This window comes from Burkholderia metallica, from assembly GCF_001718555.1.
GTDB classification, from domain to species: Bacteria; Pseudomonadota; Gammaproteobacteria; order Burkholderiales; family Burkholderiaceae; genus Burkholderia; species Burkholderia metallica.
Genome location: NZ_CP013402.1, coordinates 14,009 through 31,761, shown reverse-complemented (window position 1 = coordinate 31,761; position 17,753 = coordinate 14,009). Strand labels below are relative to the sequence as shown.

12 protein-coding genes and 1 pseudogene are annotated in these 17,753 nt (G+C 67.6%); 9 read left to right on the top strand and 4 right to left on the bottom strand.

The features are described from left to right. Positions 1 to 54 precede the first annotated feature (54 nt). The 7 genes from WJ16_RS16210 to WJ16_RS16180 are packed head-to-tail and all read left to right on the top strand — an operon-like array spanning position 55 to position 8,789. Positions 55 to 1,290: a polysaccharide biosynthesis/export family protein gene (locus tag WJ16_RS16210; RefSeq protein ID WP_069258124.1), complete on the top strand. Its 1,236-nt coding sequence runs from the start codon at positions 55 to 57 to the stop codon at positions 1,288 to 1,290. Beyond that, positions 1,287 to 1,793: a low molecular weight protein-tyrosine-phosphatase gene (locus WJ16_RS16205; RefSeq protein WP_069258123.1), complete on the top strand. Its 507-nt coding sequence runs from the start codon at positions 1,287 to 1,289 to the stop codon at positions 1,791 to 1,793. The genes WJ16_RS16210 and WJ16_RS16205 overlap by 4 nt, the downstream gene beginning before the upstream one ends. After that, on the top strand, positions 1,790 to 4,072 hold the full coding sequence (locus tag WJ16_RS16200) for a polysaccharide biosynthesis tyrosine autokinase (RefSeq protein WP_069258122.1): 2,283 nt from the start codon (positions 1,790 to 1,792) through the stop codon (positions 4,070 to 4,072). Before WJ16_RS16205 ends, WJ16_RS16200 begins: the two co-directional genes overlap by 4 nt. Further along, positions 4,069 to 5,280 carry a glycosyltransferase family 4 protein gene (locus WJ16_RS16195; RefSeq protein WP_084636039.1) on the top strand — a complete coding sequence of 404 codons (1,212 nt, stop codon included), beginning with the start codon at positions 4,069 to 4,071 and terminating at the stop codon, positions 5,278 to 5,280. The genes WJ16_RS16200 and WJ16_RS16195 overlap by 4 nt, the downstream gene beginning before the upstream one ends. Beyond that, positions 5,277 to 6,440 carry a polysaccharide pyruvyl transferase family protein gene (locus WJ16_RS16190; protein WP_069258121.1) on the top strand — a complete coding sequence of 388 codons (1,164 nt, stop codon included), beginning with the start codon at positions 5,277 to 5,279 and terminating at the stop codon, positions 6,438 to 6,440. The genes WJ16_RS16195 and WJ16_RS16190 overlap by 4 nt, the downstream gene beginning before the upstream one ends. Next, the gene (locus tag WJ16_RS16185) at positions 6,437 to 7,735 is read left to right on the top strand and encodes a polysaccharide biosynthesis protein (RefSeq protein WP_069258120.1); all 1,299 of its coding nucleotides are present in this window, start codon (positions 6,437 to 6,439) and stop codon (positions 7,733 to 7,735) included. Before WJ16_RS16190 ends, WJ16_RS16185 begins: the two co-directional genes overlap by 4 nt. Next, complete coding sequence (locus WJ16_RS16180; RefSeq protein WP_069258744.1) at positions 7,725 to 8,789, top strand: hypothetical protein; 1,065 nt, start codon at positions 7,725 to 7,727, stop codon at positions 8,787 to 8,789. Before WJ16_RS16185 ends, WJ16_RS16180 begins: the two co-directional genes overlap by 11 nt. Here the strand turns inward: WJ16_RS16180 and WJ16_RS16175 are convergent. The 3 genes from WJ16_RS16175 to WJ16_RS16165 all read right to left on the bottom strand — a co-directional run bounded on the left by WJ16_RS16175 (position 8,763) and on the right by WJ16_RS16165 (position 12,916). Then, complete coding sequence (locus tag WJ16_RS16175; RefSeq protein ID WP_069258119.1) at positions 8,763 to 9,779, bottom strand: glycoside hydrolase family protein; 1,017 nt, start codon at positions 9,777 to 9,779, stop codon at positions 8,763 to 8,765. The genes WJ16_RS16180 and WJ16_RS16175 overlap by 27 nt on opposite strands. Positions 9,780 to 9,892: 113 nt before the next feature. Further along, positions 9,893 to 11,131 carry a dicarboxylate/amino acid:cation symporter gene (locus tag WJ16_RS16170; RefSeq protein ID WP_069258118.1) on the bottom strand — a complete coding sequence of 413 codons (1,239 nt, stop codon included), beginning with the start codon at positions 11,129 to 11,131 and terminating at the stop codon, positions 9,893 to 9,895. A 528-nt stretch (positions 11,132 to 11,659) separates the two neighbouring features. Further along, on the bottom strand, positions 11,660 to 12,916 hold the full coding sequence (locus WJ16_RS16165; RefSeq protein ID WP_069258117.1) for a putative Na+/H+ antiporter: 1,257 nt from the start codon (positions 12,914 to 12,916) through the stop codon (positions 11,660 to 11,662). A 329-nt stretch (positions 12,917 to 13,245) separates the two neighbouring features. Between WJ16_RS16165 and WJ16_RS35545 the strand changes: the two are divergent. Then, positions 13,246 to 13,476, top strand: a pseudogene (locus WJ16_RS35545) (hypothetical protein); the annotation flags it as partial. 148 nt (positions 13,477 to 13,624) lie between these two features. Here WJ16_RS35545 and WJ16_RS16160 read toward each other — a convergent pair. After that, the gene (locus WJ16_RS16160; RefSeq protein WP_069258116.1) at positions 13,625 to 13,933 is read right to left on the bottom strand and encodes a hypothetical protein; all 309 of its coding nucleotides are present in this window, start codon (positions 13,931 to 13,933) and stop codon (positions 13,625 to 13,627) included. Positions 13,934 to 16,386: 2,453 nt separating this feature from the next. Here WJ16_RS16160 and WJ16_RS16155 point away from each other — a divergent pair. Continuing rightward, positions 16,387 to 17,703, top strand: a complete 1,317-nt coding sequence (locus tag WJ16_RS16155; RefSeq protein ID WP_069258115.1) for a replication initiation protein — start codon at positions 16,387 to 16,389, stop codon at positions 17,701 to 17,703. Positions 17,704 to 17,753: the final 50 nt, after the last annotated feature.

The following is a 17,753-nucleotide window of genomic DNA, read 5'->3' as shown; positions in this document are numbered from 1 at the left end:
GGGCGGAACGCGCGCGGTCGCCGCATCCCGGCGCCGCCATCAAGGAAGGAGCAGATGAATACCTCGAACGCCCCGACACGAGCCGGCGAATGCTGGCGCGTCATGCGCGGCCTCGCGCTCGCGACGGCGGCCGGTACGCTGTTGTCCGCATGCGCGCTCGCACCGGGCATGCGGATGGATCATCCATTCGTCCAGAGCCTGCGGGCCGCCCCTGCATCGGATATCGACGCGGCCGTCGCGGCCGCGAACGCGCCGGCATCGCCCGCCGCGTCGTCGCCGTCGGCGAACGTTTCGCCCGCGAGCCTGCCCGTGCCCATCGTGCCCATCGACCCGTCGCTGATCCAGCGTCAGCGCGCCAAGGACGCAGCGGCGCTCGCGACGCTCGCCGCCCCGGCTCCGTCGCGCGCGTCGTCCTACCGGATCGGGCCCGGCGACGTGCTGCAGATCACCGTGTGGGATCACCCCGAACTCGCCGCCGCGCAGCCCGGATCGCAGCAGTCGCCGCCGCGCGCGGCCGATCCGGTGGCCGGGTTCGTCGTCGACGATCGCGGCAACCTGACGTTTCCGTATGCCGGCCAGCTGAAGGTCGCCGGCCTGACCGCCGCCGATGCGCAGGCGCGCGTCGCGCAGGCGCTCGCGCGCGTGTATCGCGATCCGCAGGTGACGCTGCGGGTCGCATCGTACCGTTCGCAGCAGGTCTACGTGGACGGCGAAGTGCATACGCCGGGCGCGCTGGCCGTCAACGACGTGCCGATGACGCTCGCCGACGCGCTGTCCCGCGCGGGCGGCTTCACACCCGCCGCCGACCAGAGCGACGTGACGCTGATCCGCGACGGCGTGCCGGTTCGCATCGATCTCGCCGGCATGATCCGCGCGCATCGCAATCCGGCCGACATCATGTTGCGCGCCGGCGATCTGCTGAAGATCGCCGCGCGCGACGACAACGGCGTCTACGTGATGGGCGAAGTCAACCGCCCGCTGCTCGCGCTGCCGAAGCGCAACGGCCGCCTCACGCTCAGCGATGCGCTGCTGCAAGCCGGCAGCATCAACTCGAACACCGCGGACGCCGCGCAGATGTTCGTGATCCGCGGCAGCAAGCACGGCACGCCGACCGTGTTCCATCTCGACGCGCGCTCGCCTGTCGCAATGGTGCTCGCGAACGAGTTCGAGCTGGAACCCAAGGACATCGTCTACGTCGACGGCAACGGCCTCGTGCGCTTCAGCCGCGTGCTCGCGCTGCTGCTGCCGAGCGTCAACACCGGCGCCGCCGCGGCGATCGCGACCAAATGAGCGCGCGCCCGTCCCTGCTCGTCGTGTGCGAAGGCAATCTTTGCCGCAGCCCGATCGCGGCCGCGCTGCTGGCCGCGCGGCTGCCGCACGCGACGGTCCGCTCCGCCGGCCTCGCCGCGCGCGTCGGGCATCCGGCCGATCCGCTCGCGCGCGACGTCGCGCGCGAGCTCGGGCTCGATCTCGACGCCCATGTGGCCGGCTCCGTCACGGTCGACCTGTGCCGGGATGCCGACCTGATCCTCGTGATGGACCGCGCGCAGCAGCGCGATCTCGAATCGCGGCACCTGTTCGCGCGCGGCCGCGTGTTCCGCCTCGGCGAGCACGCGCTCGCGCCCGGCGCCACGCGCGCCGGCTTCGACGTTCCCGATCCCTATCGCGGCACGCGCGACGCCTTCGTGCGCTGCGCATCGCTGATCTCCGCCGCCGTCGAGGGCTGGCGGCCGCTCATCCTCGCGCACTGGCCCGACCGGCCGGCCGACCTCTCCTCTTCAACGACATCATGACCGCACCGCCTTCCCGCGAACCCGCCGCCGAAAGCGAGTTCGACCTCATTCACGCGCTCGACGTGCTCGGCGGCATGCGCTGGACGATCGCCGCGCTGACCGCCGCCGGCATCGGCATCGGCGCGCTGTACGCGTTTCTCGCGCCGCCGACCTATCAGGCCGACCTGATGATCCAGACCGACGACGGCGGCGACACCGCGGCGAAAAACCTGCTCGGCGACGCCGCGTCGTTCTTCAACGTCAACGCGCCGGCATCGGCCGAGGCGCAGATCCTGTCGTCCCGGCTCGTGGTGACGCGCGCGGTGGACGACCTGCGCAGCTACATCGTCGCCAGGCCGAAGCGCTTTCCGCTGATCGGCGATTTCGTGTCGCGCTTCAACGACGGCGCGGTGCAGCCGGGCCTGCTCGGCATCGGCGGCTACGCGTGGGGCCAGGAAAGCGCGAACGTCACGCGCTTCGACGTGCCGCGGCGCGCGGAAGGCGACACGTTCAGCCTGACGCGGATCGACGCGCTGCGCTACCGGCTGTCGGGCCCGGATCTGGCCGACGACGCGATCGGCCGCATTGGTCGCGCGGAAACGTTCGCCACGCGCTACGGCCCGCTGTCGATCGAGGTCGCCGGCTTCGACGCGCTGCCCGGCACCCGCTTCCGCCTGATCCGCAACGGCCGGGCCGACACGATCGATGCGCTGCGCACCGCGCTCGACGTGCAGGAGAAGATCAAGCAGTCCGGCGTGCTCGTCGCGACGCTGCGCGGCGACGATCCGGCCGCGATCAGCGCGACGCTCAACGCGATCGCGAACCGCTATGTCGAACAGAACGTCGAACGCCGGTCGGGGGAAGCCGCCCGCTCGCTCGCGTTCCTGCAGGAGCAGCTGCCGATCGTGAAGCGCCAGCTCGAACAGGCCGAGCAGCGCTATGCGACGCTGCGCAGCAGCGGCCATTCGATCGATCTCGCCGAGGAAGGCAAGCTCGCGCTGCAGCAGAGCGTGGACGTGCAGGCGCGCGTGCTCGAACTCCAGCAGAAACGCGACGAACTGTCGCGACGCTTCCTGCCGTCGCATCCCGACATGGCCGCGATCGATGCGCAACTCGACACGCTGCGGCGCCAGCAAGGCAAGCTCGACACGAACATCGCGCGGCTGCCCGAACGGCAGCGCGACGAAGTGCGCGCGCAACTCGACGTGAAGGTCGGCACCGATCTCTACACGGCACTCCTGAACAACATTCAGCAGCTCGAACTCGTGAAGGCCGGCAAGACCGGCAACGTGCGCGTCGTCGACATGGCCATCGTGCCGGACGATCCCGTGCGGCCGAACCGGCCGGTCGTGATCGGCGTCGCCGCGCTCGTCGGGCTCGCGCTCGGCATGCTCGTCGCGTTTGCCCGCGACTTCCTCTATGGCGGCCTGCGCGGCATCGACGAGATCGAGCAGCACGCCGGGTTGCCCGTGCTGGCCGTGGTGCCGTCGGCCGACGGCCAGCGCGCGATGACGCGCGCAATCGCGCGCGGGGAAGGCGGCCCGTCGCTGCTCGCGCTCGCCGAACCGTACGAGCCGGCGATCGAGAGCTTGCGCAGCCTGCAGACCGCACTGCATTTCTCGCTCGCGCACGAAGAACATGCGGTCGTGCTGATCACGGGCCCGGTGCCCGGCGCGGGCAAGTCGTTCGTCGCGGCGAACTTCGCGGCCGTGCAGGCGGCGGACGGCAAGCGCGTGCTGCTGATCGACGGCGATCTGCGCAAGGGCCATCTGCACCAGGTGTTCGGCGTCACGCGCGATCACGGCTTCGCCGATGCGCTCGCGGGACACGCCGCGCCCGACGGCGTCGTGCATCGCGCGGTCGCACCGAATCTCGACTTCATCGCGACGGGCACGGTGCCGCACGCCCCCGCCGCGCTGCTGCAGCAGGCCAGCCTCGGCACGCTGCTCGCGCAATGGCGCACGCACTACGACACGGTCGTGATCGACGCGCCGCCGGTGCTCGCCGCCGCCGACGCAAGCTGGCTCGGCACGCACGCGAACGCGATCCTGCTGGTCGTGCGCGCCGGCCGCACGAAGGCCGGCGAACTGGTCGAGACCGCGAAGCGTCTCGCGGGCCGCGGCAGCGCGGCGCCGCGGGTCGTGCTGAACGGCATCGACCCGCGTGGCGGCCGGTGCGCGTACGGCACGAAATACGGCGGCTATCGCTATACCGAGTACCGCTATGCGAACGAATCCGACGACGCGTCCGCGCGCGGCTGGCGCGCGGCGCTGCGCCGCCTGACCGGGAGCGCGAAATGACCTTCGCCGACACCGATCTGCACGGCGCCGGACACGCCGACATCCCCGTTCGCCGACCCGACCGCAGCGGCCCGCCGCTGCGCATCGCGATGGTGGTCGAGGCGGCCGGCGGCGGCGTCGCCGTCCACCTCGTCGACCTGATCGCCGGCCTCAAGACCCGCGCGAACGTCGAGATCCACCTGATCGCGCCGCTCGGCGCACGTTTTGACGACGCGATCCTGACCGACGCGCTGATTCACTGCGCATCGTTCCATCGGCTGCCGTTCCGCCGTTCGGTCGGCCTGCACGACGCCGGCGCCGCGCGCGCGCTGCACCGGCTGCTGAACGCGATGGAACCGGACGTCGTCCACAGCCACAGCTCGAAGGCCGGCGCGCTCGCGCGCCTGTGCACCGGCCCGTGGAAACAGATGTACACGCCGCATGCGGTCTACACGCTGAACCCGACGCTGTCCGCCGCGAAACGCTGGCTCTACGGCGGCATCGAGCGCTGGCTCGGCAATCGCCGCTCGGATGCGGTAATCGCCGTCTCCGGGGATGAAGCCGAGCATCTGCATGCGCTCGGCATCGCCCGCGAACGCATCCGCACGATCGCGAACGGCGTGACGCCGCCGGCACTGCTGCCGCGCGCCGCCGCGCGGGCCGTGCTCGGCGTGGCCGACGACGCGTTCGTGGTCGGCTTCGTCGGCCGCTTCGACGCGCAGAAGGGCGTCGACCGGCTGGTGCGCATCGCGCGCGCGCTCGCCGCGCGCTACGACGACCGGCTGCAGATCGTCGCGATCGGCTCTGGCGACTTCAATCGGGCGGCCGGCGCCGAAGCGAACGACCTTCCACTGAACCTGCGCGTCGCGGGGCGGATCGACAACGCGCGCCGCTACTTCTCGGCGTTCGACGCGTTCGCGCTGCCGAGCCGTTACGAAGGCTTTCCGTACGTCTGCATCGAAGCCGTCGCCGCGCACGTGCCGATCGTCGCGACCCGCGTCGCCGGCGCGACCGAACTGGTGGACGGCTACCACGTCGGGCTGACCGTCGACAACGACGACCGCCCCGGCGCATTCGCCGACGCGGTGGCGCGCCTCGCCGATTGCCCCCCGCAACTCGCGGACATGCGCCGGCGGTGCGTGCTCGCCGCCCGCCATTACTCGGCGGACGCGATGGTCGAACGCACGCTCGCCGTCTACCAGAACCTGCTCGAGGAACCCGCTCGATGAACAAGCCCGTTCATGTCGCGCTGCTGCATGCGTACAGCACGCGCAATTCCGGCGACGGCCTGCTCGTCGACCTGTCGATCGGCCTGCTGCGCGACGCGTTCGGCCCGCACGTGCGGGTCTCCGTCGTCGCGGCCGATCCGGCGTCGTTCTCGCACCTGCCCGACGTCTATCCGGCCCCCGTGCTGGCGGTGCGCGGCGCGGCGCGCATCGCGCAGGCGAGCGCGGCACCGCTGCCGCTCGTGCTCAATCCGTCGCTCGGCGCGCTGCGCGACCTGCTGAGCCGCGTCGACCTGATCGTCGGCGTCGGCGGCGGCTACCTGCGTGCGCGCAGCGCGACCGAAGCGCTGAAGCTCGAGGCCGGCCACCTGCTGCAGATGCGGCTCGCGCGCGCCGCGCGCAAGCCGACCGTCTATCTGCCGCAAAGCATCGGGCCCGCCGCGAGCCGGTCGTGGCTCGCCGCGCACATGCGCACGATGCTCGCGTCGTTCGACGACGTGTTCGTGCGCGACGACCGGTCGGCCGCGTTCCTGGCGGGCAACGCGAACACGCGGCGCACGCCGGATCTCGCGGTGCTCGAATTCGGACGCGGCCGCGCGGGGTTCGTGGCGCGCCGCCCCGCGCCCGACGCGGCGCCCGAACACGTCGCGATCGTGCTGCGCAAGCCGCCGGCGTGGGGCGCCGCGCAACGCACGCGCTACCACGCGTCGACCGGCGCACTGATCGAGCGGCTGTGCACCACGTGCCGGCTGACCTTCGCAGTCCAGAGCACCGGCCGCGGCAACGACGACAGCGCGTATTACCGCTCGCTCGGCATCGACGCCGTGCATTCGCTCAAGGACGTGCTCGCGCACGACACGCCCGACGCCGTCGTGTCGGTGCGCCTGCACGGCGCGCTCGAATCGATCCTGCACGGCGTGCCCGCGTACCACCTGAGCTACGAACGCAAGGGCTTCGGCGCCTATGCCGATCTCGGCGTCGCGGACTGGGTTGCGAACGCGGCGGATTTCGACGCGGCGGCCGTCGCGCAAACCCTGCTCGCCCCCGGCGCGCTCGACCGCTTCCGCGACGCGACGCGCGGCGGCCTCGCGCGCCTGCAGTCGGCGCGCGACACGCTCGTCGCGGCGTTGCACCACGCCGTCTACCGGCCCTGCGCCCGATGAAGGCGCTCGGCTCCCGGCTCGGGCTGCGCGTCGGCTCGCTCGCGATGAAGTTCGCGTTGACGATCGTCGTCGCGCGCACGCTCGGCTTCGACGCCGTCGCCGCCTACGGCTTCGCCGTCGCGGCATCGGTCGTCGCGTCGAAGGTGCTCGGGCTCGGCTTCAGCACCGAGCTGAACCGGCGGCTGTCAGGCGACGCGCCGGCCGATGCGATCCGCACCGCCGCTCGCCTGTTCGCGCTCTACGGCATCGTGTATGCGGCGCTCTGCGCGCCGCTCGCAGTTCCGAGCTGGGCGGCCGGCATGCTGCATGTCGCGACGCTGCCGAATCTGCCGCTCGCGCTCGTCGCGCTGATCGCTTGCGCCGAACACGCGGCGCTGGAGGTCAACACCTATCTGTTTTCGCTGCATCGCGCGCGTGCCGCGTCCTGGTTGCTGTTCGTCCGGACCGGCGCCTGGGCCGGCGTCGCGATCGCGGCGCTGGCGGCCGGCGCGATCGGCTCGATCGACGCGCTGTTCGCGCTCTGGCTGGCCGCCGACGTCGCGGTCGTCGCGGCGGGCTGGCTCGTCATCATGCGCGTCGCGCGCGCGCTGCCGGCGCCGCGAACGCCCGCCGGGGCGCCCGCGTCGCGCGACCTGTCGGGCGTCTGGCTGGACGGGCTGCCGTTCTTCGTCGCGTTGCTGCTGATGTCGGTCCTGCAATATCTCGAACGCTTCGCCGCGGCCGGCGTGCTGCCGGCCGCCGAACTCGGCCGCTACGTGTTCGTCTGGTCGATCGCGAATGCGATCCAGACCGTTGCGGCCGCAACCGTCGTCGCGGTCGCCGCGCCGCGCCTGGTGCGCGCGCGCGATGCGGCGCCCGGCGCGTTTCGACGCGAACTCGTGCGCTCGATCGGCGCGTCGTTCGCGCTGACGGCCGCGGCGGCCGTCGCGATCGTCGCGCTGCACGGGCCGCTGTTCCGGCTCGCGCACGAACCCGCCGATACGCTGCAGACCGCCGGCCTCGCGATCCTCTTGATGTCGTTCGTGCTGCGCGCGCTCGCGGACGTGCTGTGGGCGGCGGCCGTCGCGCTGCGCGCGGGCCGCCGGGTGGCCGTCGCAATGGCCGGGCTGACGCTCGCGTGCCTGCCGGTGTCGATCGGCTTCGTCCGCGGCCTCGGCGCGCTCGGCGCGGCGTGCGCGCATCTCGCCGCGAGCGTCGCGATCGCCGCCGCGCTCATCTGGATCGTCGCGCCCGGGCTTGCCCGCACCGCGGGCGCCGAAACGGAAGCCGAACCGGGAGCCGCCGATGCTGCGTAGCCTGATGGCGAGCGGGCCGCTGCTGAGCCGGCGGCTGGTCGATGCGATCGCCGCGTGTGTCGCGTTGCTGTATCTCGCGGTCTATGCGAACGCGCGCGCGCTGCTGCCCGAGTTCATCTTCCGCGACGCCGACAAGATCGAGACGCAGATCGGCGGCGGTGCAACCTACGACGGCACGTCGTTCGATGCGGTCGGCCGCTTCTATCAGACGCTCGGCAATGCGGGCACGAGCGTGTTCGTCGCCGCGCTCGGCGTGCTGTTCATCTGGCTCGCGCTACGGCAGACCCGCCGCGCGGGCTCGCTGTGCGCGAACCTCGTGCTGATCGCACCGTGCCTGTTCTTCAACCTGTTCGTCGCGAGCAAGGACACGCTCGTCGTGCTGATCGCCGTGCTGCTGGCGTGGGTCGCGCGCCGCTGCGGCACGGTGCGCACGCTCGCGGCCGCCGTCGTGCTCTATGCGGGCTACGCGGCGTTCATCCGCAGCTATTTCGTGCTGATCGTGCTGTGCGCGGGCGGTGCATGGGCGTTTCGCCAGGTTCCTGTGCTCCTGAAGGTCATCGGGCTGCTGCTGCTCGGCGCGGCATTGATCGCGCTGCCGGATGCCGTCTACTTCCTGCTCCAGCATCCGCGCGACATGGCGGTCGACTATCTCGTCTACGAATCGCCGTTCGGTGCGCGGACGAGCTTCTACAACCCGTATCCGCCCGATTCGTTCGTGCACTTCGTCGGCAACTATGCGTACTCGGTGGTGCGGCTCAACCTGCCGATCCTGTTCTCGTTCGACGTGAAAGGGGTCGCGATGCAGGGCTTCATCGCGTTCGTGCTCGCGTCGGCGTGGCCGCGTGTCGCGCCGACGGCCGGCGCGGGCACCGCGTCGCTGCGCGGGGGCGAGGCGCTTGCCTGCCTGGTGCTTGGCCATATCGCCGTGTCGATGCTGTTCGAACCCGATCTCGGCAGCTACACGCGGCATCTGTCGAGCGTCGCGCTGTTCGTCGCGGTGCTGTGGCCGCTGCGTACGGCCCGTGCGTCAGCCGCCGCCGTTCGGCCGGCCTGAGCGCGCGTGCGGCTGCCCGGCGCGCAGCGCCTGCTCCACCGCGTCGAGCGCCGGCTTGGCCGTGCGATCCGCGCGGACGAGGCCGTAGTTTCGCTGCGCGGCGTCCGGCCCGTTCGGCGTATCGGCCCATTCGTAGATCGAGATCAGCGGCGTTTCCAGCTCGCCCGATGCGCGCAACAGCGTCATCAGGCGCTGTACCTGACGCCTGTCGCCGTCGGGGCCAACCGACGTTGCGCCGTCCTCGGTGATGGTGACCGGCAGGCCGTAGCGCGCCCGCACGTCCTGCGCCGCCGCGCGAATCTGCGCGGGCGTCATCCCGTACGCGTGGTACGAGATCGCGTCGACGCATCCAGCCAGCAACGGCGCCAGCGGTTCCAGCAGCCGATCCGGCGCCGACCCCGCAAAAGGCGCCCGCGAGAACGCGAAGCCGATAACGGGCACGTTCGGGCGGCGGGCACCGAAACGCGCGCAGACAGCCTTCATGAACGGCGCGAACGTCGTGTCGACATCCCCGGTCGGCCAGTATTTGGCGAGATCGGGCTCGTTCCACAGCTCGATCGCCAACAGCCGCGCGCGGTACGCGTCGGCAAGCCGCGTCACCGTGCCGGCCATGCTCGCGCCCGCTTCGGCGAGCAAGGCCGCGCGCCGGTCGGGCGGCGCATCGCGCGGCGCGAGCGGTTCGAGCGCGCGAATGGTCAGCAGCACCGGCAGATGCGCGGCATGCGCGGTCGCGACTGCCGCGTCGACCGTCGCGCGATACGCGGGCTGCGCCAGCCGGTCGGTCCACACGCCCATCCGCACGAAACCGAAGCCCGCATGCCGGATGCGTTGCGCGTCGTCCGCCGTGAAGGACTGCAGTTTGACCTGCACGCCGACGAGCGGCGCGCCATCGTGTGCCGGCGCGGGCCACGGCGCGCGATCGCGTGCGCCGGCGCAGCCGGCCGTCAACGCGAGCGCGACGATCAGCGGATAGCGAAAGACGATATGCATGGAAGGGCTCTCATGAAGCGCGGCGTGCCGATGCACGCACGACAGCCGAAAAACAAAAGAACCGGCGCGTCGCGAAAACGTCGCCGGTTCGACCTGTCACAGGCAGCAGCGTTCTATGCCCGGTTGTATTGCTCGATATCGAGCGCGCCTTCCGCCCGCGCGACCAGCACGGCCGCCACGGTGTCGCCCGTCACGTTCGCGGCCGTGCACGCCATGTCGATCAGCCGGTCGACCGCCGCGATCACGACGATCACCTCGATCGGCAGCCCGACCGACGCCAGCACGAGGCTCATCACGACGAGCGCCGCGCCCGGCACGCCTGCCGCGCCGATCGATGCGAGCGTCGTCGTCACGACGACCATCGCCATCTGCCCCGCCGACAATTCAATGCCGTACGCATGGCTCGCGAAGATCGCCACCGTGCCGAGATAGACCGCGAGGCCCGCCATGTTGATCGTCGAGCCGAGCGGCAGCACGAAGCTCGCGATGCGGCTGTCGACGCCCAGGCGCGTGCGGCAGGTTTCGAGGTTGAGCGGGAGCGTGGCGGCGCTGCTGGCCGACGAGTACGCGAACAGTTGCACCGGCACCATCTTGCGCAGGAACGGCCACGGCTTGAGCCCGCGCAGCGCCAGCAGCAGGCTGCTGAACACGATCATCACGACCAGCAGCACGACGTAGTTGACCGCTACCAGCGAGCCGAGATGACCCAGCGCGGAGAAGCCGTGATCCGCCGTCACGTACGCGATCAGACCGAACACGCCGACCGGCGCGAACTTCAGCACCATGCCGATGAGCCGGAACACGACCGCCGACAGGCTGTCGAAGAACGCGCGCACCGGTGCGCCGCGCTCGCCGGACAGGTTGATCGCGAGTCCGAAGAATACGGCGAACACGATCGTCGGCAGCAGTGCGCCATCGGCAAACGCCTTGAACGGGTTCGCCGGGATCGCGGCCATCAGCGCGTCCTTCAGCGACGCGGTCGTGCCGAGCTGCGCGGCGTCGATGCCGGCAGGCAGGCTGAAACCCTTGCCGACGCCGGCCAGCGTCGCCGCGGCCATCGCGAGCATCGCGGCGCACGCCATCAGCACCGCGTAGATCGCGATCGACTTCCACGCGATCCGGCGCATCGCGGCGAGATCCGACAACGACGTGATCCCGCACACGAGGGACACGAACACGACCGGAATCACGCACATCCTGATCAACGAAATGAAAATGTCGCCGAGCGGCTGCAGCAGCATGGCCGGCTCGCCGGCGAAATGACCGACGGCGGCGCCGAGCAGCATCGCCAGCAGGATCTGCTGCCACATCGCGAGGCGCGGCAGCACGGACAGGGTACGCATCTTGTTCATGGAGTCTCCTTCTGGCGGGGTACCGGCGGTTCGTGCGCGTCGCTCACGAAACCGCGGCGCCGGGTTGATCGTTCGATTCATTGTGCGGACCCGCAGGCGATCTGGCAGTAGGACCAGGCCTATTCTCGTGTGCGGTCGATCAACCGGCCGGCGAAATCGCGACGAGGACAAGAAGGGGAGTAGACGCGACCGGCGATCGTCGCAGTGGAAAGCAGCCCTGAACGTCGAACGCGCAAGCGTGAATGCCCTGTGCTCGCATCTGGCAGCGTGAATTTTCCGAACACCCGTCGATATGAAATCGGTTTGCGACCGCGCCCACCGGTCGCCACAGGACATTCACGCTTGCACGTTCGTGCGGTCCGGCGATCCGGCGGCCCGGCGGTCCGGAGAAAAAACGGGCCGCCCGACACCGGGCGACCCGACCGGATCACCACACCGACGGCCCACCCTGCCGCCGATGTCGCCATTGTTCCGTAGTGGGCCGGCGAAGTGAATCAGCCCGGTCCGATATTCGATCGGCGTCGCCGCTCAGAGCAGCAGCAACGCGGCCGTCGCGACGATCGTCGGCCCGATCGCCGCGGCCAGCAACCCGCCGACGCTCACCGATTCGTCGTGGAAGCCTTTGCGCACGATCGCGAGCCCGGCCGGGTTCGGCGCGTTGGCGATCACGGTCAGCCCGCCGCCCGCGACCGCGCCCGCCACGAGCATGTACTTCGCTTCGTCCGGGATGCCGGCGATCAGCGAGCCGAGATAGGTGATCGCCGCGTTGTCCATCACCGCCGTCAAGCCGAGCGCGCCGGCATAGAGCGCGTACGCGTCCATCGACGCGACGATCGGCTGAAGCCACCACTGCTGCAGCCCGCCGAGCACCACGAGGCCGCCGAGGAAGAATGCGACGAGCAGGCTCTCGCGCAGCATCAGCGGCGACTGGTAGCGCTCGTACGCGTGCGTGAAGCCGAGGAAGAACAGCAGCAGACCGACGAAGATCACCGGATGGTGCGCGCTCAGCACGACGCCGACCAGGAAGCCGACATGAATCAGCGTGACGCCCACCGGTACGCGCACGGCGTCCGGCTGCGCGGCCGGCGCGGGCGCGGCGGCCAGTGCGCCGCGCATCAGCACGGTCAGCACGCTCGCGTTGATCAGCACCGCGACGAGCGCCTTCCAGCCGAACTGCGCGGCCATAAACGCGCTGTCCCAGCCCCACGCGGACGCGACCATCAGCACCGGCGGCGCCGCATACGCGGTGAGCGTGCCGCCGATCGACACGTTGACGAACAGCACGCCGAGCGCGAGGTACTTCCAGTGCTCCTTGACGGGCGTGCCGAACAGCCGGTCGCGCAGGATCAGCGCGGCGAGCGTCATCGCGGCCGGCTCGGTGATGAACGAGCCGAGCAGCGGAATCAGCGCGAGCGACAGCCACACGACGGCCACGCCGGTGTCGACCGGCAGCATGCGCGCGATGCGCAGCACGATGCCGGTGACCGCGTCGAGGATCGGCTTGCTCGCCGCGATCACCATGATCGTGAACACGAACAGCGGCTCGGTGAATTCGCGCGATTCCGCATAGTCGAGCGCGAGCTTCGGGCCTGCCAGCGCCGTCATCGCGATCAGCAGCACGAGCGCCCAGAAGCCGAACACGACTTCGACTTCACCGAGGAAATGGAACAGGCCCGCGTGGCGCGGATGGCGATGCGCGAGCACTTCGAAGCGCTTCGCGAAGAAGGTGTGGAGCAGCGCGAGACCGAAGATGATCGCGCCGGCTAGTTCGACGGTGTGGGGCATGGCGGATTCCTGGATGAGCCGGCGAGCAGCCGGGCCGGTGGGGCAAAGGTGACGGACGAACCGGCGAGCGCAACGACCGGCCGTTTATGGACACTCAAAGGGTATCGTGCGCACTGACGTCATTAAATCGGACCAGTCCGATACTACCGTCTCATGCGGGCGCGTTGCGATTCGTCGGCTGGATTCAGTTGTCGACGCAGGAAGGACAAGGAATTTTGCGCCGAATGGCGGTGCTTCCCGTAGTTTGGGTGGAAGTCCGTTCGGCTCGCCGAGCGCGCTCGGCGGGCTCGCTGGTCCGGTCGCATCTGCTGTCGCCGGCAATATAGGTTCCCTCGGCACTCTTCGCGGACGACATCGCCGAAGGTTGGCTCGTGCAGCCGCCGTTCGGCGAACCGGCATTGCCGCCGTGGCGTTACTTTATGTACGTGGCCTCCGCACGCGCGAATGGCGACGCGGTGCGGGCGTTCAAGGAATGGCTGACGGCAAGGGAATGCAGTTGCGCTGCGCGGGCACAACTGACCGCTTCCGTGTGCGGGTCGTGCGCGCGATGCGCATCATGACATGAAGGAATACGAAACAAATAACGCCGGTATGTGAATTGCGTATTGCCTTCGTCGATATCTGGAATGCGGTTTTCGATGTGCGTCGCGGAACCGCGACGCACGCAGCAAGCCGCGGACAGAATCGCGGCTTGCTGTCGGACGACGCTTACTGACTGGCGCCGGCCGCCTTCTTCTCCGCGTTCTGCAGGTTCTGCGGATAGTTCGGATCATTGGCCGCCGGCTTGTAACCGGCGTCTTCGAGTTTCTTCAGCTCGGCGTTGTTCTTCGCACGCGCAGCCTTGCGTTCTGCCTTGTGTTGGGCCCTGGCCGCCTTGCGTGCCTGGCTCTTCGCTGCCTTGGCGTCCTGTGCGGCGGGCGCGCTGGCGTCGGTCTGCGCAAACGCGGGAACTGCCGAGCCGAACAGGAACGCGGCTGCGGTAGCAGCCAGCGTGAGTTTTCTGATCTGGATTCGCATCGCTGAACTCTCTTTTCTGGTTTATCACGGATTGAACAACCATCGAAATACCGCCCCTGCCCCGACCGGGTGTCGTGCCGCGTTCGGGACCTGTGCATCATAACCGCGCCGTGAAAAATGTGGCGTCAACGTGGCAATGGCGTTGGGGATACACGTATGGGAGAAAACGGGGATGCCGCTCGCGCGTCACTGGCGAAACGGGAACCGTGTGTTGGGTGTCGGCGGATCGTGCGCCCCTCATCCGACTCATTGCGACGGAGGCAAAAGCAGTCGACCTGTGAATCATGTTGTCAGGTGCTGCGGTTCGAGCGACGGTTCCTCCCATAAACGACCACGATTCGGTTCCACGGCGATCAACACAAACGTGATTGCATCGCCACAGCGCGCAACATGCGATCCGGCAACCAATCGTGGGGCTGTGATATGTCGGTCACCTGGGTGGGCAAGAGTTGGCGTCGCACGGTTCGTAAGACGAAAAGCGTGGACGCGTTGCGTGCGGTGAGGATATCGACCGGCATTCCTTCATGAGCAGGCAAACAGAACCGAATCCATGTCGCCGCGCTCGTCTGGAAATCGTGGCACGTCGGGTTGCGATGGCGTGGCAACGTTTGTGATCCGTCCGAATTGGCTCGGGAACGCGTCACGCGACGCTCGCGCCTCACAGATTTTTCATTCCGAGGCGCGGGCCGCCGGGCACCCTGGCACGTGTCGCAAGCCGCACAGCACGCCGATACCTGTGGCCGCCTCGGGTCGGTGAGCTTTTACGGGGACCGGAAATGCCGGAAGGTGAGAATGTTCGGGATCGTCTCTCGAATTCGATGGCGGTGAGCTTTGCGGTCGCGTACCTCCTCACGTTGGTTCGCGTCGCGCACCAGATCGACCCAGGAGCGGGCGGCGTATGCAAATGGCTACGGAGGGCCGGTTCATTTCCGGAAAGCCCGCCCGAAACCTCTCCTTGCCATCGGGAGGCACAGCATTGATCGTCCGTTCGTCACGCCAAAGGTAGAAAGTTGGAAGGTCCCGGGCGGTGAGTCAGCCGCGGCGATTTCTTCTGTGCACAGGCTGCAGGCTAAATTTGACGAGTAGCACGCGGAGCAAGCCATCGGAAAAACATGTCCACAGACAGCGGAAGCCTGAGTGCAAAAAACCCTTCGCGGGCAGTCGCGGATGATTTCAGACTGCTGTGAACGAGACCACGGAGATCTGCGTTTCCGGGCGTTGCTCGGTTTTTGCCGGTCGATAGCAGGTGCTCGCGAGGTGATGGAGCGGGATTTTCGATCCCATAGACGGGAACCTGTAACGTGAAATGGGCATTTCTTCCCGTTTTTCTCCCATAGGTTTCTACTTTTCGAGTCGATGTGAGTAGGTGCTCACCTTCTTCGAGACCCATGTCGGGCCTGGAGCCGTTGGTAAACGCTGGGCGAGCGCCCTGCTTTCAGGCCTGAATCGATGCGCTGAGACGCCGACCTCACCATAGACGGCTCCCATTGGTAGCGGTTTATGGGGTTGGTCTTTCTGTGGATGCACACGTGTGTTTACATCTTTTGTAAACAACGTTTACTTCTTTAACTACTTTTAGACGGCTCACAGCCTTATCTGATAAGGGTTTGACAGGTGTTCGGTACCCATTTATGGGAGCACAGGTGGAAGAATTTGGGGCTTAAGGTCTGTGGATTTGGGGTTTGGGGTACCGCGCTGTGGGGAGTTGGGGTTGTGGATATGGGGCAAGCGTACCCGGTTATGGGAAATCGGCCTGGAAAAGCGTCGGGTAGCCATCTATGGGAACCCCTGTAGGTAGCCTTTTATGGGAGGCGTTTTTTTGATCGCTGGATGCTGAGGGGCACAGGGATATTCTTCTGGTAGCCATTTATGGGGCGCATCAAAGGTACCTGATTATGGGGAGCATTTGCCGCGGGTGAACGCATACCGCGAAGACATCCCATGGCCGGCTCCCATAAACAGGATCGACGGCACGGACAGGTAACCTTTTATGGGGAAACCGATTGGTTGCCGTTTATGGGAGCGATATCTCCCTCCCAGGCCAAAATCGACAGGCGCGCCATCGTCGAATCCGGTCGACAGGTACCCATCTGTGGGAGTCTTCGAAGGTAGCAGGTTATGGGACGAAAAGCCGCTGTGCTGCACGGCACCATGAATGCGCCTGACGCGCTCCGTTTTGCCCGATTGCCTCCCATGGACGGTTACCTTGCCGGGGGCAAATCTCGTGCCGGGTTTCCGTGTCCGGGTATGAAAGGTAGCGGCTTGTGGGAAGCATTTTGGCGAAAAGGTAGACGGATATGGGACGTCGAGCAGATTGTCTGAACATGATTTTTCCTTTCGTATCCGGAGCTTAGCTCCGATAGTGCAAGTAACGCAGGAACAGGGGCGTTGCCCGTTGGCACGAAAAGGTATAAAGTCCGCTCTCACCAAGGTGACCTTATCCGGACATTACGATGCCGCGCAAGCCAGCAAGCAAAGGCTCCGACAAACAGGTTTCGCTGTTTCAGACTCCCGAGCCGCCCGACTTGCTGCGCAAGGCGGTGCAGGCGATTCATATCGCGCCCAAGTCCGGAAAGATCGGTCTGCAGCAGCGCAAGATGTTCAGCTCGCTGATCAAGAACGCGCTTCGGCAAGAGGCGTTCGAGCCGGGCCGCACGAGCTTCTCGATTTCGCTCGCGTCGCTTTCGCACGAGAGCGGGTTGAACAGCAACAACACGAAGTACGTGAAGGACACGGTCAACTCGCTGATCAGTACCGTCGTCAACTGGGACTATCTGGCCGCGGATCGATCGACGGTCTGGAAAGCGTCCGGCCTGCTCGCGGGCGCGGAGCTCGAGCAGTCGGTGCTGAAGTACAGCTTCTCCGACCAGATTCGCAGCGAGTTGCTCAACCCCGAAATCTACGCACTGATCGATATGCGGATCGCCCGCGAGTTCCGGCGGTCGCACTCGCTCGCGTTGTGGGAGAACACGGTGCGCTATGAGGGGATCGGCATCACCGCGAAGATCCCGCTGCCGAAATTTCGCGACCTCATTCTCGGCCAGGACAAGGCGTCGCAGTCGTACAAGGAATACAAGCTGTTCAAGAGCAAGGTCCTGGTGCCGTGCATTCAGGAGGTGAACGAAGTATCGGATCACACGCTCGAGCTGATCGAACACAAGGCCGGCCGGAGCGTGGAAGCCGTCCAGTTCAAGGTGACGCGCAAGCAGAGCACCGACACGGTGGAAGATGGCGACGTCAAGAACGAGGCGCTCGTCGACGAGGTCGCCAAGTTCGGCATTCCGCGTTCGGAGGCGCGCCGGCTGATCACGCAATACGGCGTGCAGCGCATCAAGGCGGCGATCGCCTATACGCTCAATCGGACTACGAAGAAGAATGCGGCGCCGATCGACAACGTGGCCGCCTATTTCCGCAAGGCGCTGACGCACGGCTACACGCTGGCGGACGGGCAGGGAACGGAGACGGTCGCGCCGGCGAAGGAATCCGCGCAGAGCAAGCAGGAGCAGATTCGCGACAAATACCTGGCGGCGAAGGTCGAGGAAGCCGGCGCGTATTTCCGCGAACTGGAGATCGACGACCAGACCAAGCTGATCGAGCGTTACAACGAGACCGTGGCAGGCTCGAAGGATTTGACGCTGTCGCCGAAGAAGAAGGCGAGCAAGCTCGCGCAGACCAGCTTCTTCCGGTGGCTCGCACTGGATACGTGGGGCGAACCGACTTCGGACGACCTGCTGGAATTCCTGCTGAAGAGCAGCCTCGCAGGCAACTGACGCGGCTGAAGCAATCGAACGAGGCCTCGCAGCCGGGTGGATGCCGCGTG

What these genes read in the sequence shown, in the direction of transcription:
- WJ16_RS16210 (WP_069258124.1), top strand. Translation starts at nt 55, where the DNA reads ATGAATACCTCGAACGCCCCGACACGAGCCGGCGAATGCTGGCGCGTC.
- WJ16_RS16205 (WP_069258123.1), top strand. Translation starts at nt 1,287, where the DNA reads ATGAGCGCGCGCCCGTCCCTGCTCGTCGTGTGCGAAGGCAATCTTTGC.
- WJ16_RS16200 (WP_069258122.1), top strand. Translation starts at nt 1,790, where the DNA reads ATGACCGCACCGCCTTCCCGCGAACCCGCCGCCGAAAGCGAGTTCGAC.
- WJ16_RS16195 (WP_084636039.1), top strand. Translation starts at nt 4,069, where the DNA reads ATGACCTTCGCCGACACCGATCTGCACGGCGCCGGACACGCCGACATC.
- WJ16_RS16190 (WP_069258121.1), top strand. Translation starts at nt 5,277, where the DNA reads ATGAACAAGCCCGTTCATGTCGCGCTGCTGCATGCGTACAGCACGCGC.
- WJ16_RS16185 (WP_069258120.1), top strand. Translation starts at nt 6,437, where the DNA reads ATGAAGGCGCTCGGCTCCCGGCTCGGGCTGCGCGTCGGCTCGCTCGCG.
- WJ16_RS16180 (WP_069258744.1), top strand. Translation starts at nt 7,725, where the DNA reads ATGCTGCGTAGCCTGATGGCGAGCGGGCCGCTGCTGAGCCGGCGGCTG.
- WJ16_RS16175 (WP_069258119.1), bottom strand. Translation starts at nt 9,779, where the DNA reads ATGCATATCGTCTTTCGCTATCCGCTGATCGTCGCGCTCGCGTTGACG.
- WJ16_RS16170 (WP_069258118.1), bottom strand. Translation starts at nt 11,131, where the DNA reads ATGAACAAGATGCGTACCCTGTCCGTGCTGCCGCGCCTCGCGATGTGG.
- WJ16_RS16165 (WP_069258117.1), bottom strand. Translation starts at nt 12,916, where the DNA reads ATGCCCCACACCGTCGAACTAGCCGGCGCGATCATCTTCGGTCTCGCG.
- WJ16_RS16160 (WP_069258116.1), bottom strand. Translation starts at nt 13,933, where the DNA reads ATGCGAATCCAGATCAGAAAACTCACGCTGGCTGCTACCGCAGCCGCG.
- WJ16_RS16155 (WP_069258115.1), top strand. Translation starts at nt 16,387, where the DNA reads ATGCCGCGCAAGCCAGCAAGCAAAGGCTCCGACAAACAGGTTTCGCTG.